The 13,737-nt window shown below is 44.4% G+C and carries 11 protein-coding genes; 9 read left to right on the top strand and 2 right to left on the bottom strand.

Going from position 1 to position 13,737, the window contains the following annotated elements:
* Positions 1–11: 11 nt before the first annotated feature.
* Positions 12–893 (top strand): twin-arginine translocase subunit TatC, encoded by an 882-nt coding sequence (gene tatC / locus MB380_RS17465; RefSeq protein ID WP_253529028.1) that lies wholly within the window; start codon positions 12–14, stop codon positions 891–893.
* A gap of 76 nt (positions 894–969) precedes the next feature.
* Here the strand turns inward: tatC and MB380_RS17470 are convergent, their stop codons facing one another.
* A complete protein-coding gene (locus MB380_RS17470; RefSeq protein ID WP_253529030.1) occupies positions 970–1,404 on the bottom strand; it encodes a (4Fe-4S)-binding protein in 435 nt (144 codons plus the stop codon).
* A 178-nt stretch (positions 1,405–1,582) separates the two neighbouring features.
* Between MB380_RS17470 and MB380_RS17475 the strand changes: the two genes are divergently transcribed.
* From MB380_RS17475 to MB380_RS17510, 8 genes are all read left to right on the top strand, one after another.
* Entirely contained in the window at positions 1,583–2,812 is a 1,230-nt protein-coding gene (locus MB380_RS17475; protein ID WP_253529032.1) for a carboxypeptidase-like regulatory domain-containing protein, read from the top strand.
* Between the two features lie 221 nt (positions 2,813–3,033).
* Entirely contained in the window at positions 3,034–4,149 is a 1,116-nt protein-coding gene (locus MB380_RS17480; RefSeq protein ID WP_253529034.1) for a Re/Si-specific NAD(P)(+) transhydrogenase subunit alpha, read from the top strand.
* A gap of 49 nt (positions 4,150–4,198) precedes the next feature.
* Positions 4,199–4,507 carry a proton-translocating transhydrogenase family protein gene (locus MB380_RS17485; protein WP_390890884.1) on the top strand — a complete coding sequence of 103 codons (309 nt, stop codon included), beginning with the start codon at positions 4,199–4,201 and terminating at the stop codon, positions 4,505–4,507.
* 30 nt (positions 4,508–4,537) lie between these two features.
* Positions 4,538–5,935, top strand: a complete 1,398-nt coding sequence (locus MB380_RS17490) for an NAD(P)(+) transhydrogenase (Re/Si-specific) subunit beta (RefSeq protein ID WP_253529036.1) — start codon at positions 4,538–4,540, stop codon at positions 5,933–5,935.
* Between the two features lie 128 nt (positions 5,936–6,063).
* Positions 6,064–7,857, top strand: a complete 1,794-nt coding sequence (locus MB380_RS17495; protein WP_253529038.1) for an FAD-dependent oxidoreductase — start codon at positions 6,064–6,066, stop codon at positions 7,855–7,857.
* A 58-nt stretch (positions 7,858–7,915) separates the two neighbouring features.
* Complete coding sequence (locus MB380_RS17500; protein ID WP_253529040.1) at positions 7,916–9,718, top strand: 2-oxoacid:acceptor oxidoreductase subunit alpha; 1,803 nt, start codon at positions 7,916–7,918, stop codon at positions 9,716–9,718.
* Positions 9,715–10,767, top strand: a complete 1,053-nt coding sequence (locus MB380_RS17505; RefSeq protein WP_101728367.1) for a 2-oxoacid:ferredoxin oxidoreductase subunit beta — start codon at positions 9,715–9,717, stop codon at positions 10,765–10,767. Before MB380_RS17500 ends, MB380_RS17505 begins: the two co-directional genes overlap by 4 nt.
* 84 nt (positions 10,768–10,851) lie before the next feature.
* A complete protein-coding gene (locus MB380_RS17510) occupies positions 10,852–11,361 on the top strand; it encodes a DUF6265 family protein (RefSeq protein WP_409014600.1) in 510 nt (169 codons plus the stop codon).
* Between the two features lie 76 nt (positions 11,362–11,437).
* On the opposite strand, the gene MB380_RS17515 is transcribed toward MB380_RS17510, so the two are convergent.
* The gene (locus tag MB380_RS17515; protein ID WP_253529043.1) at positions 11,438–13,537 is read right to left on the bottom strand and encodes a BatA domain-containing protein; all 2,100 of its coding nucleotides are present in this window, start codon (positions 13,535–13,537) and stop codon (positions 11,438–11,440) included.
* Between the last annotated feature and the right edge of the window lie 200 nt (positions 13,538–13,737).

The raw sequence follows: 13,737 nt of genomic DNA on the forward strand, positions 1-13,737 counted from the left end.
TATTGAATAAGATGCCGTTAGATCAAACCCCTTATTACGATTACGATAATGATAGCGAAAGCGAAGGGAAAGAAGAAGGGAAAGAGATGTCGTTTCTTGACCACCTCGAAGAACTTCGCTGGCACCTGATTCGTGCTGCTGCAGCTATTGTTTTCTTTATGGTTTTCGCTTTTGTCTATATTGAGGAAATCTACGATACCGTTATTCTGGGCCCTTCTAAAGTTGATTTCTGGACCTACCGGATGATGTGTAAATTAGGGCAGGCTGTAGGAGCCCCGGGCCTGTGTGTAGAAAAACTCCAGTTTAGTTTAATGAGCCGCGAGGTATCCGGCCAGTTTATTATGGCTTTTACCTCGGCTGCTATTATAGGTCTGGTGTTTGCGTTTCCTTATGTTTTCTGGGAAATCTGGCGTTTCATTAAGCCCGGCCTGAAAATGACCGAGCGGAAATCGGCCAGAGGTGCGGTTTTCTATGTAACCTTCCTTTTCTTTTCGGGTGTAATGTTCGGGTATTTTATTGTTTCTCCTTTGGCTATTAACTTTCTGGTTAATTTTCAGATAAGCAAAAGCATTGAGAACCAGTTTGATATCAGTTCTTACATTTCATTGCTGGCTACGCTTACCCTGGCCTGCGGTGTGGCTTTCCAGCTACCAATTGCCATTTTTGTTTTGACCAAGATTGGTATCATAGGGCCTCAGTTTATGAGAACGTATCGCCGCCATGCAGTGGTAGTTATCCTGATTGTGGCAGCGGTTATCACTCCATCGCCTGATATCACCAGCCAGTTACTGGTGGCATTCCCTTTATATATATTGTATGAAGTAAGTATTATTATATCGGCCAGAGAAGAAAAAAGACGTTTAGCCGATCTTGAAAAAGAAAGCGATAAATGATAAATATCTGCTATAAAAACCAAAAGCCACCTGTTTAATGCAAGTGGCTTTTGGTTTTTATAAATGCCTCAAAGGCTTATGCTGTAAAACCTATCTTGGTATGGGTGCCATCGCAAAAAGGTTTGTTTTCCGAAGCCCCGCAGCGGCACAACGCCGTTACTTTATGCTTTTTGGTCAGGTTTCCTTCCGTATCTTTAATCAATATATTACCATATACCAGCAGGGGGCCATCTTTGGTGGTTTCAATAATGGTTTCGCTGTCAATTTGTTTTTCTTTCTCTCCTACCTCGTTTATAAAATAAGACAAAGCGCCAGAAGGGCATTTGTCTATCTGCTCCATAATTATCTGGCCGGATTCTTTCTCAGGTGTAACCCATGGACGCTTGCGGGGGTCGAACACATGCGGCAAGCCTTTAAAACATATCGCTGAATGAATACACATGTGCGGTTGCCAGACAACCGTTAATTCTTCATTGGTATAGTGCTTGGTTATTTTCTTTTGTTCTTCCATGAGTTCATTAATTTTAATTCAATATTAAGAAAACTCAGGTAAATTTCAAATCTTACGTATAACCATAAAGCCCTATCATAAACCTATCACAATCTATTTTAACCTTAATTAACCTGAAACTAAGAAATTAGTTTCTACCTTTGTAGTATTATTACAAATTAATCTTACCGAAGTACAAATGAAGAACCGGATTGCGGCCTTTTTCTTTTTGATAATGAGCGCCCCTGTGCTAAGCCTGGGGCAGCTCAATATTGAAGGGCGGGTTATTGATGCCTCAGACAAAAAGCCATTGCCCTTTGCCAATGTGTTTATCAGCAATACTACCAAAGGCCAGCAAACAGACGACAAAGGCCGGTTTAAGTTATACAATGTGCCGGGTGGTACTATTGACCTCGTAATCAGTTTTGTAGGTTATAGAACATTTTCATTACAAATTAAAGCCGATACGCTGAAAAGACCCTTGCTGTTACTGTTACAACCTGATGCCATTGAGTTACAGGGTGTAACCATAAAAACAGTTAAAGACGGCTACAAGAAGTATATACATTTGTTTCAGGATGGTTTTATGGGCAAAACCCTTTTCTCGGCTGCCTGCAAACTTAAAAACCCAAAAGCGTTGTCGTTCAGGCTAAGCAATGACGATTCCGAATTGATTATTAAAGCAGATGAACCCCTGATTATAGAAAACAAAGAACTAGGGTATGTAATTAAATACCAGCTGGAAGACTTCAGCTATCATTTGAGGCAACAGTATGTTTCATTTTATGGATACCCTTTCTTTGAAGAAATGCAAACCAAAAGCAATAAAAAGAAGAAAGAGTGGATTGAAAACCGTAACCGCGCCTATTATGGCTCTACGCAACACTTTTTTAAAGCATTGGTTGATAAACGACTGGTTGAAGAAGGCTATACTATGCACAAGCTGATTAGAGAGCAGAAGAAGACATTTCTTGTACCGATGTTTCCGGAAAAAAGAGACAGCCTGGGTAATATAGTTACAGAGGCATCAAAAGAAAAAATTATCATAGACTCGGCCGATGTTAAACTTCGCGCCGACCATACGCTTAGTAAACTACCTACCAGCAGTTTTGCCCGCCATGTGCAGTATCTGGTAAGAACACCGCTGAAAGAATCAGAGGTAATCAGCCCGTCAGAAGACATATATAAAATAGATTTCAGTAACCATATATATGTTGTTTATAGCAAAGAGTATGAAGAACCACAGTTTCTTTCGGCCGGACAAAAAAACATACCTCAGGTATCTATTTTATCTATGCTTGAGCCCCCCGCACTGGTTGAAAAAAACGGCCATTTAATTAACCCGCTCTCCATTATTTTTGAAGGCCGTTGGGGAAATGAAAAAATCGGAGAGCTACTACCACTTGATTATGTGCCGGAATTACCTTAAGATATCGGATTACCCTATACAGAACCGCCAAAAAAAGGCAGATGCTTCACGTTTTAAAAAAACAGAGAGTATCTGCCTTTTCTGTTTCACTATTACCCTAAATCTCCATCCTTCAATCTGTACAGGTCAGGCTTTTTGAGGAATATAAAATTTAATTTATCATTATATCTGCAATTATTTGAATTATTTCTATATTGTAATCAAAAAAAAGTAACGACCCTGTGAAAATAGCGATATTAAAAGAAACCAAGCCCTTTGAAAGACGCGTAGCCCTAAGTCCTGAAGTTTGCAAGCAACTGATTCAAGCCGGATTTACCTGTGCTATTGAGAAAAATGCCGGAATAAGCTCCTTTTTTGAAGATGCCTCTTACGAGGCCGTTGGCGTGCAGGTTGCCTCAGATAAATCGGTCTTGCTTTCAGACGCCGACACAGTTGTAAAGGTAAATCCGCTGACAACCGAAGAAGTATCTTTCATGAAAAAAGGAGCCGTTTCTCTTTCTTTCATGTATGCAGCCACAAATCCTGAACTGATTGCCGCTAGTGTAAAACAAGGTATTTCAGCCTTCTCTGTAGATGCCATCCCCCGCATTTCAAGAGCACAGAAAATGGACGCCCTCAGCTCTCAGGCCAATCTGGCAGGTTACAAATCAGTTATCATCGGGGCTTATCACCTGGGCAAAATATTTCCTTTACTTATGACAGCCGCCGGCACCATTAAACCGGCCAAGGTAGTAATTATGGGCGCAGGTGTGGCCGGGCTTCAGGCCATTGCCACAGCCAAAAGACTAGGAGCGGTGGTTGAGGTAAGCGATATCCGCCCCGAAACCAAAGAGCAGGTGGAATCACTAGGCGGAAAATTCATTGAGGTAAAAGGTGATGAATCTATAAAAATTGAAGGCGGGTATGTAAAGGGCGTATCGGAAGATTTTCTGAAAAAACAACAGGAAGTAATTGCCCGCCACATAAGCGAAGCCGACCTGGTGATAACAACTGCGCTGATACCCGGTAAAAAAGCGCCGTTACTTGTACCCGAAGAAGTTGTAAAAAGCATGAAACTGGGCTCGGTGATTGTAGATATGGCCGTTGAGCAAGGCGGTAACTGCGCCTGTAGTGAATATGGTCAGACAGTTGTAAAACATGGTGTAACCATTGTAGGCGAACCCAATATACCATCGCTGCTGCCTTTAAATGCCAGTGAGCTATATGCCAAAAACATGGCTACTTTTCTGCTGCATCTGGCTACCAAAGACGGCTTCAAATGGGAAATGGATGAAGAAATAACCAAGGGCTCATTAATAGTACACGAAGGCAAAGCGGTGCATGCCTCAGTTATGTAGACTTTGTGTAGTTGCCCAATCAGACATCAACAAAAACCTTTTTTAAGATATGATAAACGATATAGTGAGTTTCATTGGCCAGCATATAGAGATGATATACATCATCATCTTGTCTGTATTCGTAGGCGTTGAGGTAATTGGTAAAGTACCGGCCGTTTTACATACACCACTTATGAGCGGAGCAAATGCCATACACGGGGTTGTAATAGTTGGGGCCATTATTGTAATGCTGAATACCCCGGCAGATAACATTGCCGCGCTGGCGCTGGGCTTTATAGCTGTAGTGCTGGGTACGCTAAACGTGGTGGGTGGTTTTGCAGTAACAGACAGAATGCTGGAAATGTTTAAGAAAAAATAAGGTGATACTTTATCCTGACCACCCTGCCTAATGGAAACAAAATATATTCTTGATATTATCTATTTAATAGCCTCAATAACCTTTGTGATGGGGCTTAAAATGCTAAGCCACCCCGACACCGCCCGTAAGGGAAACCTCTACGCAGCCTTTGGAATGACCCTGGCAATTGCAGGCACCATACTGCTCTATCAGCATCCGGATGGCTACACAACCAGAGAACCAATTAAGATTACGCTCATTCTGGTGGCCATTGGTATAGGTACCATTGCAGGCTGGCTAACGGCCAATAAGGTGCAAATGACCAAAATGCCTGAGCTTGTATCGCTATTCAATGGTATGGGTGGCGCCTGTGCTGCCTTGATTGGTATTATGGAATACGAGCATAATCTGGGGAATCCCGGGGCAATGGCCACCATTATCGGTGGTCTGGTTATCGGCTCAGTTTCGTTCAGCGGCAGCATTATTGCTTTTCTGAAACTGAACGAAACCATGAAGAAACCAATCAGGCTACCCTCTTATAATATTCTTAATACGGTAGTTATGGTGGCACTGGTTGCCTTTGGCGCATACATTGTCTATGCCCGGCCCGAACACATGCTGCTGCCTGTATTACTTTTTGCAGCCGCACTGATTTACGGTGTGCTGTTTGTAATTCCTATCGGTGGTGCAGATATGCCTGTGGTAATTTCATTGCTCAATTCATTTACGGGCCTGGCTGCGGCATTTGGCGGCTTTTTGTATCAGAATCAGGTAATGCTCACCGGGGGTATCCTCGTGGGTTCGGCAGGTACCATTCTTACACTGGCCATGTGTAAAGCCATGAACAGACCCCTGAGCAATGTGATTTTTGGCGCCTTTGGCCCAAGCGCAGCCGGAACAGGTGCTGAGGTAACGGGTAGCATAAAAGATATTTCAATTTCAGACACCGCCATTCTGATGAACTACGCTCAGAAAGTGGTTATTGTGCCAGGTTACGGGCTGGCTGTGGCACAAGCCCAGCACGTGATTCATGAGTTGGAAACCCTGCTGGAAGAAAGGGGCGTTGAGGTAAAATACGCTATTCATCCTGTGGCTGGCCGTATGCCCGGCCACATGAACGTGCTGCTGGCCGAAAGTAATGTATCTTATGATAAACTGGTAGAAATGGAAGAAATTAACCCCGAATTTGCCAAAACAGACGTAGTGCTGGTGGTAGGTGCCAATGACGTGGTGAATCCGGCCGCCAAAACAGACCCGGCCTCTCCTATTTTCGGCATGCCCATACTGGATGTAGAAAACGCCCGTAATGTAATTGTAAACAAACGCAGCATGAATGCCGGCTACGCCGGTATTGATAACCTGTTGTTTTATCAACCCAAAACAAGTATGCTTTTCGGTGATGCCAAGGGGGTTTTAACCAAACTGGTAAGCGAACTGAAACAGATGTAAAATTTGTATTTTCTTGACAATAATTCATATAATAATTGCCACTTTTACAAAATTTCAGAATAATATTTGGCATTGATTTTTTAAATTGAATAGATTTACCTACGATTTAATTATAAAATATTCAACAGTTGGAACCTACAAACGTAAATGACCCCGAGTACTACCATAAGGTAGTAGATTGTCAGTACGCATGTCCTGCACATACCCCTGTTCCTGAGTACATCAGATTAATTGCCGCCGGGCGTTACACCGAAGCCTATATGGTTAACTGGGAATCGAACGTATTTCCGGGAGTGCTGGGCCGAACCTGCGACAGGCCCTGCGAACCTGCCTGCCGACGTGGCCGCGTTGAAGAAGAACCGGTAGCTATCTGTCGCCTGAAAAGAGTAGCTGCAGATAATAAAGGAGACATCAAAAACCTGATACCGAAAGCGCCCGCCGTTGGGAATGGCAAGAAAGTGGCCCTCATTGGTGCCGGGCCGGCTTCACTCACTGTAGCCCGCGACCTGGCCCCTATCGGTTATGAAATCCACGTTTTTGATGAACAAATCAAAGGCGGTGGCATGATGCGCAGCCAGATTCCATCATTCCGGCTTCCGGAAGCTGTTTTAGACGAAGAAGTAAACAATATACTGGAAATGGGGATTCATACCCATTTCAAAACCTATGTTTCAAGCCTGAAAGAGGTACTAGATATGGGTTATGATGCAGTTTTTATTGGTACCGGCGCACCAAAAGGCCGCGACCTCGATTTGCCCGGTCGTAAGGAAGGAGCAGCCAATATCCACATAGGTATTCAATGGTTGGCCAGTGTGGCTTTTGAGCATACCAATAAAATAGGCAAAAATGTAATTGTACTGGGCGGTGGTAACACAGCTATGGACTGCTGCCGCACTTCACGCCGATTAGGTGGCGAAAACGTTAAGGTAGTTGTGCGCAGCCCTTTTGCTGAAATGAAGGCTTCGCCATGGGAGAAAGAAGACGCCATGCACGAAGACATTCCGATTCTGGATAACCATGTACCCAAATCTTTTGTGGTGGAAGAAGGCCGCCTGAAAGGCATGACCTTTGAAAAAGTACACGCCGTTTATGATGACAAAGGCAAACGCTCTTTGGTATCAACCGGCGAACCTGAGGTTTTTATTGAAGCAGATGATGTACTGATAGCCATTGGCCAGGAAAACAGTTTCCCCTGGATTGAGCGGGATTTAGGCATTGAGTTTGACAAATGGGAAATGCCAAAGGTAAACCCGGATACATTTCAGTCAACCAATCCGAAGGTCTTCTTTGGCGGTGATGCCGCGCTGGGTCCTAAAAACGTAATTACTGCCGTGGCGCAAGGGCATCAGGGAGCTATCTCTATCGATTTGTTCTGTCAGGGACAGGCCTTGACCAACCGCCCTGCCCCATATACCAATCTGGTTTCTCAAAAAATGGGAATCCACGAATGGAGTTACGATAGCCTGGTAGTAACAGACCACCGCTTTGTGGTAGCACAGGCCGATAAATCTGTTACCCTGAAAGACCGTAAAAAAGAAGTTGAACTGGGCTTTAACCCGATTGAAGGTTTTAAAGAAGCACAACGCTGCCTGAACTGCGATGTGCAGACAGTATTTACCGAAACCCGATGCATAGAATGCGATGCCTGCATGGATATTTGCCCTACCTCTTGCATTACCTTTACGGTAAACGGTGAAGAAGAAGACCTTCGTACAAGGTTGATGGCTCCGGCACTGAATCTGGAACAGGAACTACTGGTTTCGGGCAATCTGCCAACCGGAAGGGTAATGGTAAAAGACGAAGACGTATGCCTGCATTGCGGTTTATGTGCAGAGAGATGCCCCACCTCAGCCTGGGACATGCAAAAGTACTTTTATAACGTCACCAAAGCACATCATGGTTGCCAGACGGCAGCCGTTTGATAGCAAACCAACCCGGACAATTATTTATTAACGACAAAACTCTTCTCAGGCCAGCAAAATGTCAGCGCTCATAAATGATTTTGTAGTACGCTTTGCCAACGTAAACGGCACAGGCTCTGCCAGTGCCAACGGTATGTTTGCCAAGGCTATTTTTAGAATGGGAATCCCCGTTACGCCCAAGAATATTTTCCCATCTAACATTCAGGGGCTACCCACCTGGTATGAAGTCAGGATTAATGAAAAAGGATACCTGGGCCGCCGTGAAGGCATAGACCTGATGGTATGCGTAAACCCGCAAAGCATGCTGAAAGACGTGCAGAGTGTGCGCCCCGGCGGCTACTTCATGTATGACAGCACCAAGCCACTTCATAGCGAATATATCAGAGAAGACATTACGTATCTGGGTATTCCATTAATGGATATCTGCCTGAAACAATATACAGACCCACGCCAGAGGCAATTATTCAAGAACATTATCTACGTTGGCGCGCTTTCTGCCCTGCTTGACATTGAATTTGGCGTGCTTGAGCAATTACTGGCCGAGCAATTTAAAGGCAAAGAAAAACTGATACCTGCCAACATTCAGGCCTTACAGCTAGGTGTGCAATATGTGCACGAAAACTTCAATTACCCGCTTGACATAAGAGTAGAACGCCGCGATAAAGTAGGTAACCGCATTATGGTTGATGGCAATGGTGCCTGCGGATTAGGCGCTGTATTTGCCGGAGCAACCGTGGCGGCGTGGTATCCTATTACGCCTTCTACCTCTGTTGTTGAAAAATTTGAGAAATACGCCAAAAAATTTAGAACCAATAAAGAAACCGGCGAAAAGAATTATGCCATTGTGCAAGCCGAAGACGAGCTTGCGGCCATAGGCATGGTGATAGGCGCTAACTGGAACGGCGCCAGGTCTTTTACAGCCACCAGCGGGCCGGGCGTTTCGTTAATGAACGAGTTCTTAGGTTTAGGCTATTTTGCCGAAATACCAGCCGTTTTGATTGACGTGCAACGCACAGGCCCCTCAACCGGTATGCCTACCCGCACGCAACAGTCAGACATTACCATTGCGGCCTACGCCTCACACGGCGACACCAAGCACGTATTGCTGTTTCCGAGTAATCCGAAGGAATGCTTTGAACTGACAGCGGCTGCCTTTGACCTGGCCGAACGCCTGCAAACCCCTATAATGGTACTAACAGACCTTGACCTGGGAATGAACGACCACCTGACCGAACCTTTTGAGTGGAACAATGAACGAAAATATGACCGGGGCAAAGTACTGAACGCCCACGACCTGGAGAACATGGGCCGCTTTGGCCGCTATCTGGATGTAGATGGAGACGGTATCCCTTACAGAACCTATCCGGGTACGCACCCAACCAAGGGTTCGTATTTTACACGGGGTACCTCGCGCGATGAATACGCCGTATATACCGAAGACGGGGCAGTGTATGTAAGAAACATGGAACGCCTGGAGAAAAAATGGGAAACCGCCAAAACTTTGGTTCCCGCTCCGTATTTCTATCAGGAAAAAAACATGAGCCCGCTGGGTGTTATTTTCTTTGGTACATCAACCTACTCCTCAGAAGAAGCCATAGACCTGCTGCGCGAGCAGGAAGTAGTGCTCGATGCCATGCGCATCAAAGCATTTCCGTTTAGTGAAGAAGTAGAAAGATTTATAGAAGACCACGAAACAGTTTATATAATTGAACAGAACCGCGATGCACAGTTACGTTCGCTGCTGATTAATGAACTGGAAATAAATCCAAAAAAACTGATTCGCGTGCTTAATTATGATGGAATGCCCATTACGGCCGCTAAAATTGTTAATGAAATCAATCAAACGCTTGTACACTCATGACCTACGTTAGACCTGCCTTCCGGCACCCAAAACTGCCGAAAAACAAAATAAATTATACCAAAAAAGATTACGAGGGAGCGCTGTCAACCCTTTGTGCAGGCTGTGGGCATGACTCTATCAGCGGCGCTATTATTCAGGCCTGCTTTGAGCTGGCCATTGAGCCGCATCGCATTGCCAAGTTATCGGGCATTGGTTGTTCATCCAAAACACCTGCTTATTTTTTGGGTAATTCGCATGGCTTTAACTCGGTACACGGCAGAATGCCTTCAGTAGCAACCGGAGCATACCTGGCTAACCGTGACCTGGTTTATTTTGGTGTATCTGGCGATGGTGACTCTGCCTCTATCGGCATGGGGCAATTTGTGCATGCTATCCGCCGTAACCTGAATATGGTATATGTGGTAATGAATAACGGTTGCTATGGCCTTACTAAAGGGCAAGACTCTGCCACTGCAGATGCCGGCTCAATCAGCAAGGCAGGCTCTACCAATCAGTTCAATGCCATTGATCTGGTGGGCTTAGGACTTGAGCTGGGCGCAACGTTTGTGGCCCGCAGTTTTTCGGGAGATAAAACGCAGTTGATACCTCTCATAAAGGCGGCTATGTCTCACCCGGGCTTTGCTTTAATTGATGTCATTTCTCCATGTGTTACTTTTAATAATAATAGTGGTTCCACCAAATCTTATGATTATGTCCGTGAGCATATTGAGGCCACCTCTACTATTGACTTTGTACCTACAATGGAAGAGATTACCACAACTTATGACGAAGGCGATAACCAGGAAGTAACCCTGCACGATGGCTCGGTGCTAAACCTGCAAAAGCTGCACCAGGGCTGGAATCCGGAAGATAAACTATCAGCCATGACCGCCCTGCAAAATGCCAAAGCCAGTGGCGAAATATTAACAGGCCTTATTTATATTGAACCCAACACCAAAAACCTGCATGAAGTATTAGGCACTACAACAAAACCACTAAACGAACTGAAAGAAGACGTACTCTGCCCCGGTGCAGATGCACTGGAGGCATTGAACCAAAGCCTCAGATAATACAAACCCTTTCAGTTAGGGCTTATCAAGGTGTAAGCCCTATTTTTTTGCATCGATAAATTCAACCTGTTTACCAACAAACCTATGAAAACCTCAACGCACACATTTTTTGTGTTTACATTATTAGCTTTGGGTCTGTTTATGAATCAAGCTGCTAAAGCGCAAGCCGGCAAAGCCACGCTGAACGATGTAGCCTTTATGCATGGGCATTGGCAGGGCGCATTCAACGGCGGCCCTATTGAAGCGTTCTGGGCTAAGCCTGCCGGCGACAACCTGACGGGCTTTATCAGGATGATGAAAGATGAAAAAGTGACCATGTATGAAATGCTCATTTTTGAACAGACCGAAAACGGCCCCGTTGTATTGGTAAAGCACTTTAAACCCGGCCTGATAGCTATAGAAGAAAAAGAGGTATCAGACAGGTACCGGTTCATTGAGTCAAAAAAAGACTGGGCTTTATTTGAAAAACAAGATGGTTCGATCAGAATTATCTATGAAAAACGTGGCCCTAGCCAATTGGTGATTCAGCGAGGCAAACAGGAAAACGGCAACTGGACTTTCGCCGATTTGTTTGTATTTAATGCCGTTAAATGACCAACCCATACTTTACTACGCAAGAAAAGCCTTTTGAAGGTGTACTCCAAAAGGCTTTTCTTGTTACTGAAAGACTTCAACCTTTCATAAAACGTATCAGCAGAATTTCGGCCATTAAAAAAGCCAGGGCGAGCATTATGCAGTATTTCCAGAGTGGTGTACCTACATTATTTTCACGGAAAGTTTTCACAAAATCGCCATCCAGCAGATTATCAAAAACAGTTACATTTTTTTGCCCTGCAAAGAAGTTTTTCAGTTCTTCAGGCGTATAAAATTCCATTTTAGATTCCTCATTGTCATGGTTCAATGCCAGCATTTTTTCTGTTTTACCATCAAGCTGCAACTCATAATACCCCGACTCCAGCAATTGGTTGTCCGTCAGTTGGCTCGACTTTGGCAATTCAAGCGTTAATTCATTGCCATTAATCCGCTGTACCGGAATAATCTCCATGTTATTGGTTCTCCCTTCGGTGGCTATGCTCTTCAGTTTATAAGTGGCATTTTTCTTTCCATCGGGTACATCAATCGTAATGCTGCCTTCACTAAAATTATAAGCTGCCCTTTCACGCCTTACGCTCATAGAGGCTATCTTAAACATAGTAGGCACAAAAAAAGCGTGTTCGGCAAAGTTACCGTAGTTTCTTTCAAGCGGGGATGCAGACAAATATACCCGGCCCGATGCCGCATTAGTAGCCGTAATAAAATTTTGCTGGTTTTTGAACGTCAATATTTTCTCTCCAATGCCAGACCACCTCAGCACCGGTTGCATAACAGGCGAATTGGTTACACCCTGCAAGGTAGTTCGTTCAAACACATCAGCAAAAAACGGATTCCGTCTATCCGGCTCTGCCACAGGCAACTGGCTTTGAGGTAACGGCGGCTGCCTCACAACAGTTATGCTGTTGATTCCGAAACCACTCAGCAATTGACCGTACTCCTCAGCATCGGGGTTTGCCGGCGGGAAAATCATTAGACTACCACCCCTGCGCACAAATTCTTCCAGACTTGCCCTGAAACTGCCGTTAATATGCTCAACCCCTTCTACCACAATCAGATTTGCATTTTTAAACTGGCCTACATCAACATTATTGGCACTGTAGGCTCTGTAAGAAAAGAGGCTGTCGTTTTCAAAAACTTTTTCAATATAATCGGCGGCGCTGCGTTGTTCATACAAATGCAAAACCTGAATAACGGGCGACGCATCCAGCACAAAATAGTAATCATTATCAAACGTAACAGGCTGGTCATCAAAAGACACCCGACCTTTATGAAAACCCTTGCTTTTTACAGTAAAGTTAAAAGTTGCAGTAGCCGAGCTGTTAGGGGCAATGTCAACCGAGGCCGTTGAGGCCTGGGTATCATCTATAAAGAGCTTTACAGGCAGTTTTTCTACCTCATTATCGCCCGAATTAAATACCTTCACAAACAGTACATTGTTTTGCATTTCTCTGATAAACGGAGAGGCCAGCCAGACCGAATCGACGAACACATTCTGAGATGCCTTACCCCGAACAGGCACCAGAAACAGCTTGTCAAGCGAATCGGTTTTAATGTTTTTCAGGTTTCCGGCCGTACTCTTCTGAAAATCAGAAAACCAGAAAAACTGGTTACCTGCGCTGGCATTGTGCTTTTGCGCCAGGCTTCGCTGGCGTTTATACACATTTTCTAAAGTACGCGGGTTTGGCGACAACCCCACAGACGTGAGCCTGTCTTTTATTTTGGTTGTATTGGTTACGGTCTGGTCGTCGCCGGAGAAATCGTTAGTAACTAATTGCACATTGGGCGACTGACTGAAAAGTGTCAGTAACTCGTCTATTTTTGTAATGGCCAAGTCAAGATACCTTTTGTTTTCTGTTGTATTCTGCATACTCAAAGAGTTATCAAGATACAAACTGGTTACCCCCAAACCAGTTGAGCTATTGGCAGCGGCATTTTTAGCAGGCAGAAAAGGCTGGGCAAAAGCCAGAGCCAGAAAAACCAAAAACAACACCCTTGCAGCCAGTATAAGCCATTGCTTCAACCGCCTGAAAGAGCTTGTCTCAGATTCAACCACTTTCAGAAAAGCCACATTGGTAAAAAACACCTTTTTTGTGCGCCTGAAGTTAAATAGATGAATAATGATTGGTATCGAGATAGCCAATAAACCCCACAAAAAAGACGGAAAGATAAACTGCATATAATCAAGCCCTGAGGGTATATCTTTTTAATTTTAATTATTAAACGTAAAAGTGCTAAAATCCTTTCAATGTTTTTACTGATATTTTAGTTGCTTTTCAGCTCATGTCTTATTTGCGCCGGAATAGGTGCCTCAGGGCAAATTATGCGTTGCTCAATTTATGGTAAATCTGCTTTTCAAATATCCAATCGCATTAGCAA

Origin of the sequence: Emticicia sp. 21SJ11W-3 (assembly GCF_024138715.1) — a bacterium.
Taxonomy (GTDB): domain Bacteria; phylum Bacteroidota; class Bacteroidia; order Cytophagales; family Spirosomataceae; genus Emticicia; species Emticicia fluvialis.